Genomic DNA, 19227 nt, shown 5'->3' on the forward strand with positions numbered 1-19227 from the left:
TATTAAAAAAACTTCAAATTTTTACAACTATAAAAATTAGTTCGCAAGGTAATACTACTATATAATAAAGACATCATGATCAATAGGACTATTAAAAAAACAATTTCCATATCAAGCCAATATTTGCTGTTTTCCGTAATCGCACCATTGGCACTATTGATATTATTAGTTATTATCGGTTTTCTTAATTACAAGATTATCCAGAAAGACATACAAAATAATCTGATATCGGAATCATCGATCATAGCTGATAATTTTACCGAGCCTCTTTTTTATATAGAAGGCTTTGCAAGAATAATATCTGACAGGATATCACTTTTAAATGACCCTTCCCCTGAAGAAATAGCACAAATACTGAAAAATAGTACGATTCCTTCGGCAAATAGTCATGATGTCTTCACATGGACACTCTTTGACTTCGTAGATAAAAACGGAAACGTAACGGCAAGCAGCATACACGGTGTTTTACCTAATCCTAAAACCGTTTTATATGATAAGAGAAGCTGGATGCAAAGAGCGCCTGAGGAGCCGGGAAGACTTTTCTTATCAAAACCGGATATCGGAATAACTAGCGGAGAATGGATAATTCCGGCAGGTCTTGGGGTTGAGAACTATAAAAATCAATTCTTAGGAATAGTATCAATAGGCATTAGTATAAAAAAAATTGCGACAAGACTCATAGACAAATCTACCGACTATGTAAATTTCCTTATAATTGACAGAAACGGCTATGTATTGATAGACTCAAAGGATCTGTTAAAAACAGAAAAACCGAATGACTTGGACAAGATAAATTTCGATCCTAGCTTCAACGGTATTCTAACAAGTGCTAAAATTGAACATAAATCGGACACTTATACACATTTAAGAAGAATAGCTAAATACGATTATTATATTGCCATAGGGCAAAATAAGCAGGCGGCACAGAAATTATTCAATGAGAAGGTTTTACCTCAGATACTTCAAACAGCGGCAATGGGTATATTCACCTTAATGTTACTTTTCTTTTTCAAGTATAAACTGGTATCGCCGATATCATCATTATCAACAACGGCAGAATCACTGATGAAAGGCGGAACTAATATAAGTTTGCCGCGTGGCGGTCCTATGGAAATACACATTCTGTCAAAACAACTACTCAACTTAAGACGTTATATCAAACGCATACAGCGTATCGACAAAAAACTTTTTAAAGCCAAACAGGAAGCCGAGAGAGCTAATAAAGCGAAATCTGACTTTCTGGCGAATATGAGCCATGAGTTACGGACACCGCTTAATGCTATAATCGGCTATTCCGAGATAATACAGGCTCAAATGTTCGGGAGGGTCGGAAATGATAAATATGTCGAATATGCCAATGATATACACCAGTCCGGCATTCACCTTTTAAACCTTATAAACGATGTACTCGATATCTCAAAGGCAGAAGCCGGTAAGTTCGAAATAATTGAAGAAAACGTCGATATAGGTGAAGCTGCAATAGAAAGCCTGAAACTGATTCAGGAGCAAGCAGCACAAAAGAAAATACCTATAATAACAGACATACCTGAAAAACCTGTTTTAATATATGGCGACAAATTACGTATAAAACAGATTATCATAAATATTCTTTCCAATGCGGTAAAATTTTCGGACTCAGGTCAGGCAATCACCTTTGAGGTAAAAGAGAAAAACGGCGTAATAATTAAAGTCGCCGACAAAGGCATAGGTATATCACAGACCGACATTCCTAAAATACTTGAAAAGTTCGGACATATAAAAAACTCGATGGTAAGACAATCCGAGGGTACGGGGCTTGGCTTGTGGCTTACGAAAATGCTGGTTGAAGCACACGGAGGTATATTAAAAATCGACAGTAAAGTAGGCGTAGGTACGACGGTTACCGTATTTTTCCCCGATAGCGTTGTTATAAAAGATTAGATTTCAGTACGATTTTAAAAAATTCTATGTTTATTGCACACTAAAACGTCATACTATGGCTTGACCATATTATCCAAGCTATAGTAAATTTTTACTTTCCTCTTTATTTAAAACTATTCGAATGCTAAAATTAAATTAATACACATATTAAAGGCAAAATTATGAACGCTCCATCACCCAATGTAGGTGCAGAATTAGGTGCAAAATTATCAAGCATGTCCCAAGGTGGTGGCGGCGGTCAGTCAGGTATAACCGGAAGAATGTTCTTCTTTGACACGTCGGACGGTCAGCCGTTTTTTAAAGATCATGACTATCTGACACAAATGGCAGGTTCGGTCGCAATATTAAACTTTGGAAAGGCAAGCATTGACGGAGGTCTCTTAGATACTGTTTTAAGAGGAATAAAAGCCGATAAAGAAACAGCTTTCAAAACTCCCGAACTCGGTGCGGGCGGTGCAATGGATTTTAGACCTGAAGCTTCGGCCCCTCCTGCGGAAAGTAGTGCTGCAAGTATCGCAGGCACTGCCGCAAGCAGTGAATCATCAAGCAGTAGTTCCGATAGTTCCGGTGATGCACGTGCATTTCCTACAACTATGGGTACAAGCCGTGGTATGCAGGACATGCAATTTGCAGGTGATGTAGCTATGGACAGAATAGGATTGCTGACACCATCTGCCACACCGGGAATGGGAGCCGCAAAAAGCGTCGGTATGGAAGTATAACCAAGCTATTGTTCGGCCAGCTTATCTATTATTTTATCGATTTTCTTCAATCTTTCAGGTAAGTCGCCTAAAAGAACGGCAAGCTCTTTTAGGCCGTCTTTCATTTTAGCCTTGGCACCTATATTCTCTTTTGCCCAGACTTTTATCCAGTCTTCGGCCTGATGCCACATATTGACTTCGGGATAAAGTTTCTGCCCGACTCCTTCGATTAGTACCATTGTTTTTTGTAGCAACAACAATTGCGGCTGCGTTTCCATTTCAAAATCTTCCGTTACCTTAAACAGCATGGCAAGAAGCCTTGCGATGGATATCTGAGCGACAGGCAGCCCCATGATAGGCTCGCCTATTGCCCTGCAAGCAAGCATAAAGTCCTGTTCCGATTTATGCTTAGGTACATATCCGGCATCAAAATGTATCTTTGCAACATGGGCATAATCACCGGATAAAAACCCTCTTAATATTTCTGCTACATATATTTTTGTCTGCTTATCGAGCCTGCCCATAATACCGAAATCAACAGGCACTATATTACCTTCAGCATCTACAAACAGGTTTCCCGGATGTATATCGGCGTGAAAAAACCCGTCCCTGTATGACTGGTTTAAAAACGCCCTTGATAGTCTTGCTGTTATCTTTTCAAGGCTATGTCCGGCATTAACCAATGCCTCACGGTCATTGACAGGTATGCCGTTTATCCACTGTGTAACCAGCACCTTTTCCGATGTTAGATGCCAAAAAACCTTCGGTACATATATACCTTCATCATTCTTACAGTTTTGCTTTAATTCCGATGCGGCAGCGGCTTCCATTCTAAGGTCAAGCTCCTTCTTGACGGAATCTGCGAACACATCTACAACCGCTTTAGGGCGTAGCCTGCGGAATTTTTTAAAGGTTTTTAAGAACTTAGCTATTAAATAGAATAATTTTATATCACGGTGGAATTTTTTTTGAATGCCCGGACGCAGTATTTTTACCGCCACTTCATGCCCGTCAATCGTTATCGCTTTATGCACCTGTGCTATAGATGCAGCAGCAACAGGTTCTTCACTAAATTCTAAGAACATTTTATTTATCGGCTTACCAAGCTCTTTTTCAATGATTACCCTTGCCTGACCGGACGGAAAAGGAGGTATTTTATCCTGTAGGCTTGTCAGGCTATCGGCAATCTCCTCCCCCACCAGATCAGGACGTACGGATAATGTCTGCCCTAGCTTTATAAAGCTTGGACCTAATCTTTTAAAGGCAATACAAAGTTTCTTTCCTCGTTCCTTGCGACCGGATAAAACACCCGATGATAATAACACGATAAATATCCTTATCATGCTCGGCGTAACTCTTATCAAACTAAAGATACTTGCAATAAAATTAAACATTTAAAATCCTAATTGGCAAAATCCGTTCGTAAGATACAAAATTATTAAATATATAGCAAACTACATATACATAAATTCCCCTTCTATTGAATCTCTGACAAAAAAAACTTGATTAATAAATTAATACATTATATTACTAATAATCTAGATATATCGTTTTTATAATAAAAAAAGAGGATACGACTTATGACGCAAAATAAAAACTCAAGCTTTCAAAACATGGTTAACTGCATGAAATCCAACGATATGAACAATGAGGCATGTCAGGAACTTTCCGAGCAATTAAAACAATCATCAAAGTTAACTATGGCAGACATACCCAAAGAGCCGACTTTTAACCCTTCGGAGAAAGGTTTTGCAAAAAAAGTCAGCCGAGGATCCGGTGCAATAAGTCCCGATTCATTTACTAAACAGAAAGGAAATTATGGTGCATTTGTAAGTCAAACATCATCATCAGGCAGAATATATTAATACAAAATACGCCAAATACAAAGAAGAAAGCTCCCTGATTCAGGGGGCTTTCTTTATATCTTCCAACCGCTATGGATAGCCACTACCCCGCCGCTTAAATTAATATATCTAACATTTACAAATCCATTATTTTCTATCATCTGCCTGAATGTTTCCTGATCCGGGAATTTCCTGATACTCTCTACCAGATATTGATATGAACCGCTATCGGAAGCTATTATCTCGCCCATTTTAGGTATTACATTAAAAGAATAAAAGTCATAGAATTTTTGTAATATGGTATTATCCACCTTTGAAAATTCCAGACACAAAAAACGTCCGCCCGGTTTTAATACCCTATATGCCTCAGCCAGTGCAGCATTGATATCGGTCACGTTGCGGATACCGAAAGCTATTGTATAATAATCATATTCATTATCGGGAATCGGCATATATTGTGCGTCGGCACACACCCAACTGATGTCGCCTTTAATGTTCTTATCTATTGAGTTTTTATAACCCTCACGTAACATATTATGGTTAATGTCGGCTATGGTAACACTGCCGTTTTCCACATTTTTAAGAAACCTGAACGCTATATCTCCCGTACCGCCCGCAACATCTAATAACCTTGAATAAACCCTTGGGCTTAACACTCTGATAAACTTATCTTTCCATAAACGGTGAGTACCCATACTCATAACATCGTTCATGATATCATATTTAGAAGCCACATTATCGAACACACCTTTTACCAAAGGTGCTTTTTCGTCTTTATCTACTTCCCTGAATCCGAAATGGGTTTTCATTGCTATGTTGTAAGTTGTAAGTTGTAAGTTGTAAGTTTTTATAATATATTCTCACAACTTGCAACTCGTAACTTACGACTAACATTATGCCTGAATTACCTGAAGTAGAGACGGTCTGCCGCGGATTACGCCAATCCATATTGAACAAGAAGATTACCAAGGCACAAAATTTCCGTCCGAATTTACGCATACCTTTTCCTGCAAATTTTTCAGAACATTTAAAGGACAAAACGGTTAAGTCCGTTGGGCGGAGGGCTAAATATATAATAATAACACTGGACGATGACAGCGTAATAATTGCACATCTTGGCATGAGCGGAAAAATGATAGTACATCGGAATTTCCAAAACAGGCGTGAAAAACATGACCACGCCATCTTTCAGTTTGAAGACGGAATGGAAATGGTTTTCAATGATACCAGACGTTTCGGGCTGATTACATTTTCTGATATTGCCAATCTTAATTCACATAAATTAATTGCAAATCTTGGTCTTGAACCGCTGGAAGAAGCCTTTAACGGGCAATCTTTATATGAGATACTAAAAAACCGCTCCACCCCTATAAAAAACACTATAATGGACGCATCTTTGATAGTTGGTGTGGGCAATATATATGCCTGCGAAGCGTTGTTTAGAAGCCGGATAAACCCTACAAAGAAATCAAATACACTGACCGAGAAACAGTGTGAAGATTTAGCACTAAACATCAAGAAAATATTGCTGGAGGCTATTGAATCAGGCGGTTCAACCTTACGGGACTATGTGCAGTCCTCAGGAGGAACGGGGTATTTTCAGCATAATTTTAAAGTTTACGGACGTGGTGGAGAGCCTTGCAATATCTGCGAAAATGAGCTAATAAGAATTAAGCAGTCCGGACGTTCAACTTTTTATTGTCGTATCTGCCAAAAATAATTATGGATAATTTATACCGCAAACCGCATATTTAAAACCATGCTTTCGATTAAATCGTTTGGATAAAACTAATGAAAAAAACAGCCTTACTTTTAATAACAGCTATAATTCTTGCATCTTGTTCGAGGGATTTTGTAAATACTAGCAGGAATACGGTCATTGAAAAATTCCCTAACCTTGTTAAGCAAAATTATGTTTCAGGCATTGAAGATATGCCGGTTTATCATGGCTTTAAGGAACAAGAAGGTGCGGCAATATCATACGACACCACGAATGGAAGAATCATTAACGCCGAGTTTTACAGCCCTGACGCAAGCGTTTCAGATGTAAAACTTTTCTATGAAGCAACCCTGCCGCAGCTTGGCTGGAGTGTTGTTGAGCCTGATATTTACAGGCGTGACGGTGAAACTTTAGAGCTTAACATCACGAAAAAAAACGGTCAAACAGCTTTAAAATTTACAATAAGACCTTCACTTTCCTAAAGAAATCTCACACTTCAAGTTGTATTTACGGCACACATTGCAAATCTTTCATTGACAAAAGTTTTGTTCGGTCATAAAACAATTCACCTTGATAAAAAATATAAGGCAATTTTTATGTTCGACCTAAATGGGAAAACAGCGTTAGTTACCGGTGCATCAGGCGGAATAGGCAAGGCTATCGCAACTTCGCTATATGAACAGGGAGCGACCGTAATCCTTTCGGGAAGGCGCGAAGACGCTTTAAAAAAAGTAGCATCATCACTGGGGGAAAGAACTCATATCGTAACATGTGACCTTGCCGACAAAGAGCAGGTTGATTCATTATTCGACAGGGCTTGCGAGATAGCCGGACAAGTTGATATTCTTGTTTGCAATGCAGGTATTACCAAGGATAATCTGGTACTCCGCATGAAAGATGAAGAATTTGACGAGGTAATATCAACTAATTTAAAGGCAACATTTACGCTAAATAAAGCCGCCTTTAAAAAAATGATGAAGAAAAAATGGGGTCGTATCATTAACATAGCATCGGTTGTCGGTGTAAGCGGCAATCCCGGTCAGGCAAATTATGTAGCATCAAAAGCCGGTATGATAGGCATGAGCAAGTCTATTGCCTCCGAAGCTGCGGTTAGAGGAATAACGGTAAATTGTATAGCTCCGGGCTTTATAAAAACGGCTATGACAGATGCGTTAAATGACGCACAAAAAGAAAAGATAACAAGCACCATTCCGGCAGGAACTTTCGGTCTGCCTGAGGATATCGCCGCCGCCGCTGCGTTTTTAGCAAGCGACGAGGCAAGGTATATCACAGGTCAGACAATACATGTTAATGGCGGAATGTTGATGGTATAAGGTCAATGTATTTTGGTAATTGACTTTATAAAAAAAATGGCTTTTAGTGGTAGAATGGTTTAGATAAAGTTGGTGTAACCACCTTATTTTTATCTAGAAAACATTAGCTAACAGTCCGTTGTTGGTAATTATTATTGACTCGTATGAATTTACAAATATTATGCATATGAGTTTATATATTTTTTAATTTTTAATTTTAACTTAATTTGGAAAGTAAACATGAGTGACATCGAAAGCAAAGTAAAAAAGATCGTTGCGGAACACCTTGACGTTGAGGAAAGCAAAATTTCTGCTAATGCTAGCTTTATTGATGACCTAGGGGCAGACAGCCTAGATCAGGTCGAGCTTGTTATGGCTTTTGAGGAAGAGTTCGGTTGTGAGATACCTGACGATGAAGCTGAAAAAATCGTTACTCTACAGGACGCAGTTGCTTTCATTAAGTCCGTACAAGAAGCGGCTTAATAACTCAAAGTTTATATTCATTAGATATTACGTATATATATGAGACGTGTTGTTGTAACCGGTTTGGGTCTTGTTACTCCGCTTGCGTGCGGTGTTAAGCCTACATGGGAAAGAATCATTAAGGGCGAGTCGGCGATTCGCCCCATAAAAAGGTATGATCTTTCAGACCTGCCTGCAAGGATAGGTGGTGAAGTACCTCCGATATCCGAGCAGGAAGACGGCTTTGACGCAGATAGCGTAATGCCTAAAAAAGAGCAACGCAGGGTCGACACTTTCATACTATACGGAATGGCGGCAGCTATTCAGGCGGTTGAAGATTCGGGCTGGAAGCCTACCGATGAGGAAGGCTTGCAGCGTACCGGTGTTACCATCGGCTCCGGTATCGGAGGTCTGCCTTCGATTGAGGAAAATTCAATCTTAGTACATGAGCAAGGTCCGCGAAAGTTAAGCCCTTTCTTTATTCCTGCCAGCCTTATAAATCTGGTATCGGGTCATATATCGATAAAATACGGCTTTCAAGGTCCTAACCACTCGGTTGTTACTGCATGTTCTACAGGTGCACACTCCATTGGTGATGCATCACGTTTTATTCAGTATGGTGATGCTGACGTTATGGTAGCAGGCGGTGCAGAGTCGGCAATTTGCCGTATCGGAATTGCAGGGTTTGCCGCTGCCAGAGCATTATCGACAAATTTCAACGACACTCCGACAAAAGCCTCCCGCCCATGGGATAAAGACCGTGACGGTTTTGTTATGGGTGAAGGTGCGGGTGTAGTAGTACTCGAAGAATACGAACATGCCAAAAAACGAGGTGCTAAAATTTACGCCGAAGTTGTAGGATACGGATTATCCGGTGACGCATATCATATTACCTCACCTGAGCCGGGCGGCAGCGGCGGTTACAGAGCAATGAAAGCGGCTCTGGGGCATTCGGGATTAGATATAAGCGATATTGACTATATCAACGCACACGGAACATCAACTCCGATGGGAGATACTATTGAGCTTGGTGCGGTGAAAAAATTATTCGGCGACCATGCATATAAGCTTTCAATGTCATCGACAAAATCATCTATCGGTCACGCACTAGGTGCTGCCGGAGGTATTGAGGCGATATTGGCGATATTGGCTATGAACAATAATATTGCCCCTCCTACTTTGAACCTTGATAACCCCGATGAAGGCTGTGACATTGATTTAGTTCCTCATAAAGCTAAAGAACGTGAGATAAAAGCCGTTTTATCAAATTCATTCGGCTTTGGCGGCACTAACGCTTCTTTAGTTATGAAACAGGTTTAACTCAATAAATTAACCGGAGGTTAGCGTGAATGAAGATTCTCCGGTAATTGAAAGCCAAAAAAAATCATCTGTTTTGGGCAAGCTGTCCCAATTATTCGCTGTGCTTGTTATTTTGGGTTTTATTACGGTCGGGTCTGCCTTTTTCTATAGCGTACAATATTTTACCGGTAGCGGCTCTTTAAATGAAGAAAAGATAGTCGATATCCCCGAAGGAAGCTCCTTAAAGGCGATAGCCGCAAAGCTAGCTGATGAAAATGTAATCTCTTATCCCGAGATATTCACGACATGGATAAGGATAACCAAGCCTGAAAAAACAATGAAAGCAGGTCAATACCGCTTTGAGGCAAATATTTCCCCTGAAGCTGTTTTTCATAAATTAGAGCAAGGTGATGTAATAAAATATAGCCTGACTATACCTGAGGGGCTTATGACCTCACAGATAATAAAGCTTATAAATGAAGCTCCCAACATGAGCGGTCAGATAACTTCCGATATAAAAGAAGGCGAACTGCTTCCCGAAACTTACGAATACACATACAACTATGACCGGCAAAAATTAGTTGAGCGTATGAAGGCATCAATGCATAAAGCCTTAGACGAAGCATGGGAAAAACGTGCCGATAATTTACCTATAAAATCAAAAGAAGAAGCTCTTATCCTTGCCTCTATAATTGAAAAAGAAACAGGCGTTTCCTCAGAAAGGGAAAGGGTTGCCGGAGTTTTTATTAACCGTTTGAATAAGGGTATGCGGCTACAGACAGACCCTACCGTTATTTATGCCATAACTGAAGGTGAGTATGTTTTGGAAAGACCCCTGTCACGTAAAGACCTGCAATCAGATTCACCTTATAATACATATGAAAATTTCGGGCTGCCCCCTACCCCTATTGCCAACCCCGGGAAAAAATCTATTGAAGCGGCTTTAAATCCGATGCAAACTGATGAATATTATTTTGTAGCCGACGGGACAGGCGGACATAAATTCTCCTCTACTTTAAAGGAGCATAATAAAGGCGTGCAAAAATGGCGAAAAATAAACAGCGAAAATAAGGAAAAGAGCAAGCAACAGGAATTGAGTAATTAATATGGAAAACATTATATATACTGCACTTGTAATATGCTCTTATTTGGCAGGTTCGATACCTTTCGGTCTATTATTCACAAAAGCTGCCGGTTTAGGAGATATAAGGAACATAGGCTCAGGCAATATCGGTGCTACTAATGTAATGCGTACGGGTAATAAAAAACTTGCACTTGCCACATTATTTTGCGATGCGGTAAAAGGCGTTATTGTAATAATAATTGCAAAACAAATAGATGCACCCGGAGAAATAGTTTCGTTATGCGGTTTGTTTGCAGTAGTAGGACACGTATTTCCGGTCTGGCTAAAGTTCAAGGGCGGTAAAGGGGTTGCGACCACCCTTGCCGTTTATCTGGCTTTATACCTACCTTTGGGTATATTTGCCTGCATAGCATGGCTTGCAGCATTTTACATTTCACGCATGTCGTCATTTTCGTCAATATCTTCGATTATACTGGCAAATACCGTTTCAATCATATTGGGTGGTGACGGTCTGTTCTTTATTACACTGATAATAACGGTTATAGTCGTGTATAAGCACAAGGAAAATATCGAACGGATTATGAGCGGAAAAGAAAAAACTTTTACAAAAAGTACTGAAGCGTAAAAGATTACTTACCCAACATATCATTCACAAAGTCGGATAGGCTATGTTGCCTTGTACGTTTCAGACGTTCGGCTTTTAATATATAAAGTATGTTAAGCAGACTTGTATCTATATTATCGTTAATAATAACATAGTCATATTCGTTCCAATGGCTTATCTCGTCACTGGCTCTTGCCATTCTGCGTTCGATCACATCGGCTGAGTCCTTGCCTCTTGTTATTAGCCTTCTTTTTAACTCATCCATAGATGGTGGCAGGATAAATACACTAACAATATCATCACGTGCTTTTGATGTAAGCCGTCTTGTTCCCTGCCAGTCAATATCGAACAGAACATCTTTACCTTCGGATATGGAATCTTCAACTTTCTTTCTTGGAGTTCCGTAATAATTACCGAAAACTTCGGCATATTCATAAAAGAATTTCCTGTCTATTTTTTCCTCAAACTCTTTTTCATTAATGAAAAAATAATCTTTTTCATGTACTTCATTATCCCGTGGCGGACGAGTAGTTGACGATATCGACATTACAAGGTTATTGTCATTTTGCATTAGAAGGCGTGATATGGTTGTCTTACCCGCTCCCGATGGAGAAGATAAAACAAACATAAAGCCTCTGCGATCTAATTTTTGTTCAATTGACATATAAAAATCCTATCCAAAACTATTTTGATAACATAGTATCTATAATTATTTAATAAAGAGTTAAACAAAATAATAAAATGTCCCGATTACCAAATAAAATTCTTATAACCGGAGCGTCAAGCGGCATAGGTGCCGAGCTTGCAAAGCAATATGCCGCCGAAGGTATAAACCTTTACCTGACTGCACGCAATGAAAAACGCCTCAAAGAGGTAAAAAAGGTATGCACCGCGAAAAAGGCAAAAGTCCATATAAAAATACTGGATATAAAGGATAAAGCGGAATTGACAAACTGGATAAGCTCAATTGATGAACTTGACCTTGTCATAGCCAACGCAGGAATATCAGCAGGAACAGGCGGAGGTGGCGAGAGTGTTGAACAGGTTGAGAACATATTTAGCACAAATATTGACGGCGTTATACACACTATCCACCCTGCAATTGATATTATGAGAAAGCAAAAACGCGGACAGATAGCTATAATATCATCGCTTGCAGGCTATAGAGGCTTGCCAAGTTCGCCTGCATATTCGGCAAGCAAGGCGGCCGTAAGAGTTTATGGCGAGGCATTAAGAGGAACATTGCAAAAAGAAGGTATAAAATTATCGGTTATAACACCAGGATATATAAAAACCCCGATGACCGATGTAAATGATTTTCCCATGCCGTTTTTAATGGACGTAGACAAAGCCGCCTCAATTATAATAAAAAAGCTTAAAAAGAATCCTGCAAGGATAGCCTTCCCTTTTCCGCTGTATTTTATAATATGGCTGGTAAGCTGCTTGCCGCCTGTTATTACAGACCCTATCTTTGCAAGATTGCCGGAGAAGCCTAGCCAAAAACCATCATGCGATTAGCTAATAATTTTTTAATAAATTATATACTTACTCCGCACTTAATTGTATTATATATATATTACCATACGACTATAACAAAAAATTATTGTAATACGATTAACTCATGAATGATTATTATTTGGTCATTGCACCACCTAAATCAACCTCAACAGCATTTACAAGATCACTTGCAACTAATACCGGTTTAACGGCTATACACGAGCCTTTCATGCCGGATCAGGAAATTTCCTCCCCCGAGGACTTAGAAAGAATTACAAAAAACAGGCGTAATAGAGGATAGAATAAATTTATTTTGAAGCTGATGGACTCAATATCAGACAACGATATTCCAGAAGACAATCTTGTCGCACAAAACAAAGATGACATAATAGAATATTATAATGGTGACATAGAAGAACAGATAGAAAAAACACAAAATCCGATTATATTTATTGATATTCCGCCTGAGGAGTTATTCCTAAAATTATTAAAGTCACGTACCGAATCAATATCCCCTACAGATTGGCAAACAAAGAAAGACGCTATAAAAGAAGAAATATCAGAGAAAAGTAGAGAGTCGACAAAAGAAACTAAAGATCATATCTCCAGAATAAAAGAACTAAAGGATTTTGCACAAAGCAATAATAAACAAGTCGTATCAATTTCCAGCGATATAATACGTACAGATCCCGAATCTGCTATTAGAAAAACTCTGGAAGCTTGGGGAAAAGCCAAAAAAGAAACACCCGTTTCAACCCAAATGTTACCTGTGACAGAAGAATTTAGCAATCTTAGAAAAGCCGGTGATGCCGTATATTACCTTGGTGAAGATGCATGGGTTTCAAATGAAGATAAAAAGCGAACAAAGCTGGAAAAAAGACCTAAATTTGAAGTAAAAGAAGAAACCAAAAGGTCAGTTGACACGATATTTAGCAATTCCGGTTTTTTTGAAGAAGGTTACGCCCAATTATTAGATAAAGAAGAAAATAATTTATTTGGCTTCAAAAGAGGGGAATATATTGATAACGAACTATTCAAGATACGTAATTTTATTGGAAGAGGCGGTAAAATAGGGGATATGAATCCGATAGAGATACAGGAACATATACTTAAAGGGGAAGGGTTCAAAGAATATTTAGAAGAAACGATACAAAAAAGTATTTCTGCTTTAGATTCCTCAGATGCAAAAGAAAAAGTTCAAAAACGAGTTGCAGATTCAGATAACGACCCGCAACGAAACGTTAAATCAAAGCCGTCCGATTCGGAGAGAAAAACTGCAATTAATCCGGCAAGAATCCTTGAAAGAACAAATCAAGCTAAAAATACCGTACGGTAGTTTTAAATACCACAACAAAAACCTCTATTATATTGATACCGGCTTTTATTACTTGTATTATTAGATTTTTTACAAATCAAATAATACAAACCCATGAAAAGCAAAAACGCCCCCCAAACACACAACTTCAACCCGCAAATACTCCGAGCTTATGATATAAGAGGAATAGTAGGAGATACCCTGACGGAACAGGACGCTTATTTTATCGGAAAATCGTTCGGGACTTTATTATCACAATCTGAAGGAAATAAAAAAATATGCGTTGGTTTTGACGGCAGGCACAGCTCACCCGTGCTTGAAGAAAAGCTTGTAAAAGGATTACTGGAGACCGGTGCAGAAGTTATACGTATAGGGCTGGGTCCTACCCCTATGCTGTATTTTTCCGTTCAGCATTTGAAGGCTAATGGCGGTATAATGATAACAGGCTCTCATAATCCGCCTACCCATAACGGCTTTAAAATGATGAAAAGCAAGCTTCCGGTTTATGGTGATGAGATTCAGGAGTTAGGGCAGATAGCATCATCGGGGCGTTTTGCGACAGGCAACGGAGTTGTAACCTTCGAAGATGTGCATGATGATTATATCGAACATCTTTTCAGTAAATATATAAAATCCGACCTTAAAGTAGCATGGGACGCAGGCAATGGGGCGGCAGGCGATATAATGAAGTCACTTACCGATAAATTAAGCGGCAAACATATATTATTGAACGAGAAGATAGACGGAAATTTCCCTTCCCACCACCCCGACCCGTCGGTTAAAAAAAATATGGAACAGCTAATTGATGCAGTCATATCAAATAAATGCGATATCGGCATTGCCTTTGACGGGGACGGAGACCGTATAGGTGTAATAGATAATAAGGGCAATATGCTCTATGGCGACCAGTTAATGTCTTTATATGCAGAAGATGTCTTAAAGCATAATGCAGGTGCTAAAATAGTAGCTGACGTAAAAACCAGTCAGGTATTATACGACCTGATAGCACAAAAAGGCGGCGTACCTATAATGTGGAAAACGGGACATTCCTTGATAAAAACCAAAATGGCTGAAGAAAAAGCTATATTGGGCGGTGAGATGAGCGGACATATATTCTTTGCCGATAATTTCGGTTTTGATGATGCTTTATATGCGGCTGTAAAACTTTTAAATATAGTAGCAAAACTTGATTGTAGCCTAAGTGAAAAAATAGACCTGCTTCCCAAAACGTTCAACACTCCCGAAATACGTGTTTATGTTGATGAAAAAAACAAGTTCCCAATAGTAGACGAGATAAAGCAAGAGGTTAAAAAATCCAGTGCAAAAGTCAATGACGTTGACGGCATAAGGACATTAACAAAAGACGGCTGGTGGCTACTGCGTGCGTCCAACACCGAAGCAGCACTGGTCATAAGATGCGAATCCGATAGCGAGCAAGGACTAGAAAGATTGAAGGAAAGTATATTCGGTATGTTGCAAAAAAAAGGGATAACGGTTTAAGATAATGTGGGAAGGGGTGTTTGCCCCCTTCGAACCGAGGTGAGATTAACAAAATATTACTTTTTAGGCAATAATATTTATATTTTTAACAGTAGGTTTTTAGAATGAATACATGCATGTTTACAAATCCCATCTAAGCAACAATTAACAATAAGGCAATAAAATAAAAGTCTTAGTTAAAATATGTTTTTGCGGTCACTTGTCATTTACTTCCCTTTCTTATCTTCAATTGCTACACCAGTGATCCATGTGGCAAATGTCAAAAACTCCGAAAAAGTAGCCACCAAATTATTTCTTACTATCGCCAAAACTAAATTTTAAAAAGACTTTGAACTTTGCTTGTAGGGTAATAATATACGTTTCTACCATTTTGTATTTTTCGTAACAAATCCTGATTAATAAGTTTCTTCAAATCAGTTGAAGCTGTAACCTTTCCAATTTCATTCATTTTGCAATGTTCAGAAAGTGAGGTAAAGTGCTGCTTGTCAACCCGCATTTAAAACTGACCCACTTTATGCGTCCAAATTTGACCCACCTGTAGCGTTGGTTTGGGGGGGTTATATTTGTTACATATTGGATTACTGAGTTTGGATAAAAAAGGGTTGGTGAGCCGGACCTCCTGGTATCCGGCGCGAGCCAACCCTTTTTCTTCTGTGGACTATCGTTTATTTACGTTTTTTCATGCGATAGCTGTCGTTACCGGTTTCGATGATGTCGCAGTTGTGACAGACCCTGTCGAGCAGAGCTGTGGTCATTTTTTTGTCAATAAACACTGTTCCCCACTCGCCGAATGTTAGGTTTGAAGTAATTATCAGCGAGGTTTTCCGGTGTATTTTTGACAGCAGGTGGAAGATAAGTTGGCCGCTATTTTTAGCCGGTGGCAGGTACCCAAGTTCATCGAGCACAAGTATATCTATTTTTTCCATCTGCTTTGCCAGCTTGCCGGATTGTCCTTCCAGTTTTTCTCGCTCAAGCCGGTTGGCAAGGTCGACAAGGTTGAAGAACCGCACTTTGCAGCCATTTCTGGCGGCTTTTGATGAGATTGCGACGGCCAAGTGGCTTTTGCCTGTGCCCGGACCTCCAACCATAATAATATTGCGGGAGGTTCTAACAAACTCACCGGTATACAGATGCATAACCTGCTCGGAGTTTATCGGCGTATCGCTAAAAACAAAGTCATTCAGGTCTTTGTTTTCAGGGAATCCGGCGGCTTTCATCCTGATCCGGATTGATTTGAGTTTCCTGCTTTTTATCTCGGATTTGAGTAGTTCATGCAAGGTAACAGCTATGGTGCTTTTGCGTTTTACAGCATCTGATATAACTTCATCATAGGCCTCGATCATACCAAAGAGCCGCATGGACTTCATAGATTTAAAAATGTCATCTCTTGTACTTTGATTTGTTAAATATCCCCTTTCGCTATCGCTCAAATGGGATGCCGCTTCGCGGGCTAATGGCTTATTCATGCCCGTGCTCCCGATAATAAAAAGTTATAGGCATTGCAATCAGCTATAGGAGCATGTTTTAGAGGCAGATAAATAATATCTGCATCCGATACTTCCTCTCCGGCATCACCCTGCCTTAGCAATATGTTGAGTATTACATCCTTACTGATTGCTTTGGCTTTTAAGGCCTCGGCGCAGGCTAACGTGACAGATTCCATTGATTCTATCGGAATATACGATAATATATGGGCGAAGTCTCTTGCCCCACTTGGCTGTTGTTCAAGGTGTTTCCGGACCTCGTTCAACTCATCAGGCAGGGTCATCTCCGCAAATGGTGCGCCATTACGTAATGCTCCCGGCTTGCAGGCAAGTAGCGGGAGGTAGTGCAGCGGATCATAATAAGTTTGCCCTTTAGTAAATTTACGTTCATGTCTGCCAACGATCTTACCCTCATGGATAAACACCACTTTATCGGCGTATGCCTTGCATTGGACGATCTTTCCGGCGCATGAGCAATGAACGCTGTAGATGTTTCGGTCAAAGCGAGCAAGGCAGGTTGTCGATACTTTAACATCTGTCTCCTTGCAGCCATCGAAGGTGAGCGGCACTTTAACAAAGCAATGTTGCTCTTCTGCAAAAACTTCATCCGGAGTCTTGTTTTTATACTCAGGATGTTTATGCGTGGCATTATAGTGATTCAGTCTGCTTGCGAGGACATCATTGAGTTCCTGTAGGCTATCACCACTTGGCATTGGTGTAAAAAACTGCTGACGGTCAATCTGCACCTGACGCTCGACACGGCCTTTCTCGTTGCCACTGGCAGGAGTACAGGCGGTCGGTTCAACGCGATAATGGGCGCAGAGCCTTGCAAAGTTTGGGTTCCATTTGCACTCCTTGCCGCATAAAACCTTTGATACGGCAGTCTTCATGTTGTCATAAATGCCACGTGCCGGTGTGCCACCAAAAAAGGAAAAGGCCCGGATATGCGCATCAAACACCATCTCCTGCGTTTCATTGGGGTAGATATAGCTGAACTTTTTACGTGAATAACATAAAACAAAATGCGCAACCTTTACCGTGACAAGTTCATTATCCGGCAAGACTTTATCCGTGCTCCAGTCAAACCGGTACGCCTCGCCAAGACCAAAAGACAGAGGCACACAGGTGCTAGGCGGCAAAGGCTGATCCTGCTTCTTCCATTTGGCGGCATAACGGCAAACAGCAGATTCAGAACCGCTATAGCCAAGTGTTTGCAGCTCTTCAAACAACTGACGTATTGTTCGCTTAGGCCTTGCAGTTTTATTATCTCGAAGAAGCTTCTCTAACGACTCAAGATGTTCGCCAAGCGCAGGATATGGCCGGCTTGTGCGAGCATAAGACATGGTTTGAGAACCATCCTTGCGGATGATATCCCGCACCGTATTACGCGACAGCTGCATATCGCGACTGATCGCCCTGATACCATCACCACTGCGGTGACGGTTCAGTATTTTTAACTTAGTTTCCATTATTAACATCTCCAAATTATTACTCCTGTTATCGGTTAAAATAACAACAGTATAGGTTGATAATAATGGATCAACTACATAACAAAAAACCCACCATAAGGTGGGTCAGTTTTGAACGCAGATTAACCCATCAAGTGGGTCATTATTGCATGCGGGTTAACAATCAGTCCAGAAGCTGGGGAAACACTACTGATTAAGGATGTGCTGCTGGCTGAACAGGCTGTATGCCGCCTGATTAAAGTACCACTTACTGATGGTCAATTTGACGCTCTTGCCTCTTTTACCTTCAACCTTAGTAGCGGAGCACTTCAACGCTCCACCCTCCGCCGTAAAGTAAACCGTGAGGAACATGATGAAGCGCCAGAGCAATTCATGCGCTGAGTATGGGCTGATGGTAGGAAGCTGAAAGGGTTGGTTCTGCGGAGGGAGACTGAGGTAATTATTTACCTCAGTAATTCAAAATGAAGTTTTAGTATTTATATTTTTTTACAATCTTTATTAAATTTAGTAGTCATTTTTTTAACAAGCATCAGTTTGTTTAACAGCTCCTGGGTTAAGCTTTCAAAATACTCAATGTCTATCTGTTTACCGCATTGTTTCAATGAATATAGCCTTTTTATTTCAATTTCTAAGGCCCTAATTTCATTTTTAGAAATTAACAGATCGCCGCAAAACTTAGTATAATCATCAGGCTCATAATTCTCCACTATTTGTACAGAAGGAGCTTTCTTAAATTTAATAACATATGCCATTAATATGTACCCTGTAACTTATTTCGTACCAGTATTCTTCTTTTTGATGGAATCATAAGTTTTTGAAAGTTCCTCATGATTAAATAAAGTTCCGGTATCCAGTAAAATGGTCATGAAATCTTCGCCCGGAATTAACCCTTTAACAAACTCTTCATCGATATTAGCGTCTGTTTTTGGTGAGTCCTTTATATCTTCTTTCCTCGATTCAATAATATCTGAAACTGCATCTACCAATATACCTATCATCTTATCATCATCTGTTG

General features: G+C 39.8%; 22 protein-coding genes. 15 read left to right on the plus strand and 7 right to left on the minus strand.

Features of this window, described 5'->3' with window-relative positions; genetic code table 11:
• Positions 1-75: 75 nt before the first annotated feature.
• Positions 76-1920: an ATP-binding protein gene (locus O2942_08245; GenBank protein ID MDA0782237.1), complete on the plus strand. Its 1845-nt coding sequence runs from the start codon at positions 76-78 to the stop codon at positions 1918-1920.
• Positions 1921-2081: 161 nt separating this feature from the next.
• Positions 2082-2642, plus strand: a complete 561-nt coding sequence (locus O2942_08250; protein ID MDA0782238.1) for a hypothetical protein — start codon at positions 2082-2084, stop codon at positions 2640-2642.
• A gap of 5 nt (positions 2643-2647) precedes the next feature.
• On the opposite strand, the gene ubiB is transcribed toward O2942_08250, so the two are convergent.
• Positions 2648-4015, minus strand: a complete 1368-nt coding sequence (ubiB, locus tag O2942_08255; protein ID MDA0782239.1) for a 2-polyprenylphenol 6-hydroxylase — start codon at positions 4013-4015, stop codon at positions 2648-2650.
• Positions 4016-4201: 186 nt separating this feature from the next.
• Between ubiB and O2942_08260 the strand changes: the two genes are divergently transcribed.
• Positions 4202-4486, plus strand: a complete 285-nt coding sequence (locus O2942_08260; protein MDA0782240.1) for a hypothetical protein — start codon at positions 4202-4204, stop codon at positions 4484-4486.
• Positions 4487-4539: 53 nt separating this feature from the next.
• Here O2942_08260 and ubiE read toward each other — a convergent pair whose 3' ends face one another.
• Positions 4540-5274, minus strand: coding sequence for a bifunctional demethylmenaquinone methyltransferase/2-methoxy-6-polyprenyl-1,4-benzoquinol methylase UbiE (ubiE, locus tag O2942_08265; GenBank protein MDA0782241.1), 735 nt, complete (start codon positions 5272-5274; stop codon positions 4540-4542).
• An 86-nt stretch (positions 5275-5360) separates the two neighbouring features.
• Here ubiE and mutM point away from each other — a divergent pair, with 86 nt between their 5' ends.
• From mutM to plsY, 7 genes are all read left to right on the plus strand, one after another.
• Positions 5361-6185, plus strand: coding sequence for a bifunctional DNA-formamidopyrimidine glycosylase/DNA-(apurinic or apyrimidinic site) lyase (mutM, locus tag O2942_08270; protein ID MDA0782242.1), 825 nt, complete (start codon positions 5361-5363; stop codon positions 6183-6185).
• A gap of 71 nt (positions 6186-6256) precedes the next feature.
• The gene (locus O2942_08275) at positions 6257-6667 is read left to right on the plus strand and encodes a hypothetical protein (protein ID MDA0782243.1); all 411 of its coding nucleotides are present in this window, start codon (positions 6257-6259) and stop codon (positions 6665-6667) included.
• 114 nt (positions 6668-6781) lie between these two features.
• Positions 6782-7519, plus strand: coding sequence for a 3-oxoacyl-[acyl-carrier-protein] reductase (fabG, locus tag O2942_08280; protein ID MDA0782244.1), 738 nt, complete (start codon positions 6782-6784; stop codon positions 7517-7519).
• Positions 7520-7738: 219 nt separating this feature from the next.
• Positions 7739-7981, plus strand: coding sequence for an acyl carrier protein (locus O2942_08285; GenBank protein MDA0782245.1), 243 nt, complete (start codon positions 7739-7741; stop codon positions 7979-7981).
• Between the two features lie 39 nt (positions 7982-8020).
• The gene (gene fabF, locus O2942_08290) at positions 8021-9280 is read left to right on the plus strand and encodes a beta-ketoacyl-ACP synthase II (protein ID MDA0782246.1); all 1260 of its coding nucleotides are present in this window, start codon (positions 8021-8023) and stop codon (positions 9278-9280) included.
• A 25-nt stretch (positions 9281-9305) separates the two neighbouring features.
• A complete protein-coding gene (mltG, locus tag O2942_08295; GenBank protein ID MDA0782247.1) occupies positions 9306-10364 on the plus strand; it encodes an endolytic transglycosylase MltG in 1059 nt (352 codons plus the stop codon).
• A 1-nt stretch (position 10365) separates the two neighbouring features.
• Complete coding sequence (plsY, locus tag O2942_08300) at positions 10366-10968, plus strand: glycerol-3-phosphate 1-O-acyltransferase PlsY (protein MDA0782248.1); 603 nt, start codon at positions 10366-10368, stop codon at positions 10966-10968.
• Positions 10969-10972: 4 nt separating this feature from the next.
• On the opposite strand, the gene gmk is transcribed toward plsY, so the two are convergent.
• Positions 10973-11611, minus strand: a complete 639-nt coding sequence (gene gmk, locus O2942_08305; protein MDA0782249.1) for a guanylate kinase — start codon at positions 11609-11611, stop codon at positions 10973-10975.
• A 77-nt stretch (positions 11612-11688) separates the two neighbouring features.
• Here gmk and O2942_08310 point away from each other — a divergent pair, with 77 nt between their 5' ends.
• From O2942_08310 to O2942_08325, 4 genes are all read left to right on the plus strand, one after another.
• Positions 11689-12465, plus strand: coding sequence for an SDR family NAD(P)-dependent oxidoreductase (locus tag O2942_08310; protein MDA0782250.1), 777 nt, complete (start codon positions 11689-11691; stop codon positions 12463-12465).
• Between the two features lie 103 nt (positions 12466-12568).
• Positions 12569-12745 (plus strand): hypothetical protein, encoded by a 177-nt coding sequence (locus tag O2942_08315; GenBank protein MDA0782251.1) that lies wholly within the window; start codon positions 12569-12571, stop codon positions 12743-12745.
• 21 nt (positions 12746-12766) lie between these two features.
• On the plus strand, positions 12767-13780 hold the full coding sequence (locus tag O2942_08320; protein ID MDA0782252.1) for a hypothetical protein: 1014 nt from the start codon (positions 12767-12769) through the stop codon (positions 13778-13780).
• 93 nt (positions 13781-13873) lie between these two features.
• Complete coding sequence (locus O2942_08325; protein MDA0782253.1) at positions 13874-15259, plus strand: phosphomannomutase/phosphoglucomutase; 1386 nt, start codon at positions 13874-13876, stop codon at positions 15257-15259.
• Positions 15260-15924: 665 nt separating this feature from the next.
• Here O2942_08325 and istB read toward each other — a convergent pair.
• Together istB and istA are read right to left on the minus strand one after the other, a co-directional pair.
• Complete coding sequence (gene istB / locus O2942_08330; protein ID MDA0782254.1) at positions 15925-16626, minus strand: IS21-like element helper ATPase IstB; 702 nt, start codon at positions 16624-16626, stop codon at positions 15925-15927.
• Between the two features lie 95 nt (positions 16627-16721).
• Positions 16722-18212 carry an IS21 family transposase gene (gene istA, locus O2942_08335; protein MDA0782255.1) on the minus strand — a complete coding sequence of 497 codons (1491 nt, stop codon included), beginning with the start codon at positions 18210-18212 and terminating at the stop codon, positions 16722-16724.
• A 201-nt stretch (positions 18213-18413) separates the two neighbouring features.
• Between istA and O2942_08340 the strand changes: the two genes are divergently transcribed.
• The gene (locus O2942_08340) at positions 18414-18593 is read left to right on the plus strand and encodes a lysozyme (protein MDA0782256.1); all 180 of its coding nucleotides are present in this window, start codon (positions 18414-18416) and stop codon (positions 18591-18593) included.
• A gap of 95 nt (positions 18594-18688) precedes the next feature.
• Here O2942_08340 and O2942_08345 read toward each other — a convergent pair whose 3' ends face one another.
• Positions 18689-18964, minus strand: coding sequence for a hypothetical protein (locus O2942_08345; protein ID MDA0782257.1), 276 nt, complete (start codon positions 18962-18964; stop codon positions 18689-18691).
• A gap of 18 nt (positions 18965-18982) precedes the next feature.
• Positions 18983-19227 (minus strand): chemotaxis protein CheW (locus tag O2942_08350; protein ID MDA0782258.1); only part of this gene is annotated, 245 nt, incomplete at its 5' end.

This window comes from Pseudomonadota bacterium (genome assembly GCA_027620075.1).
GTDB lineage: Bacteria > Pseudomonadota > Alphaproteobacteria > Rickettsiales > UBA6187 > 1-14-0-20-39-49.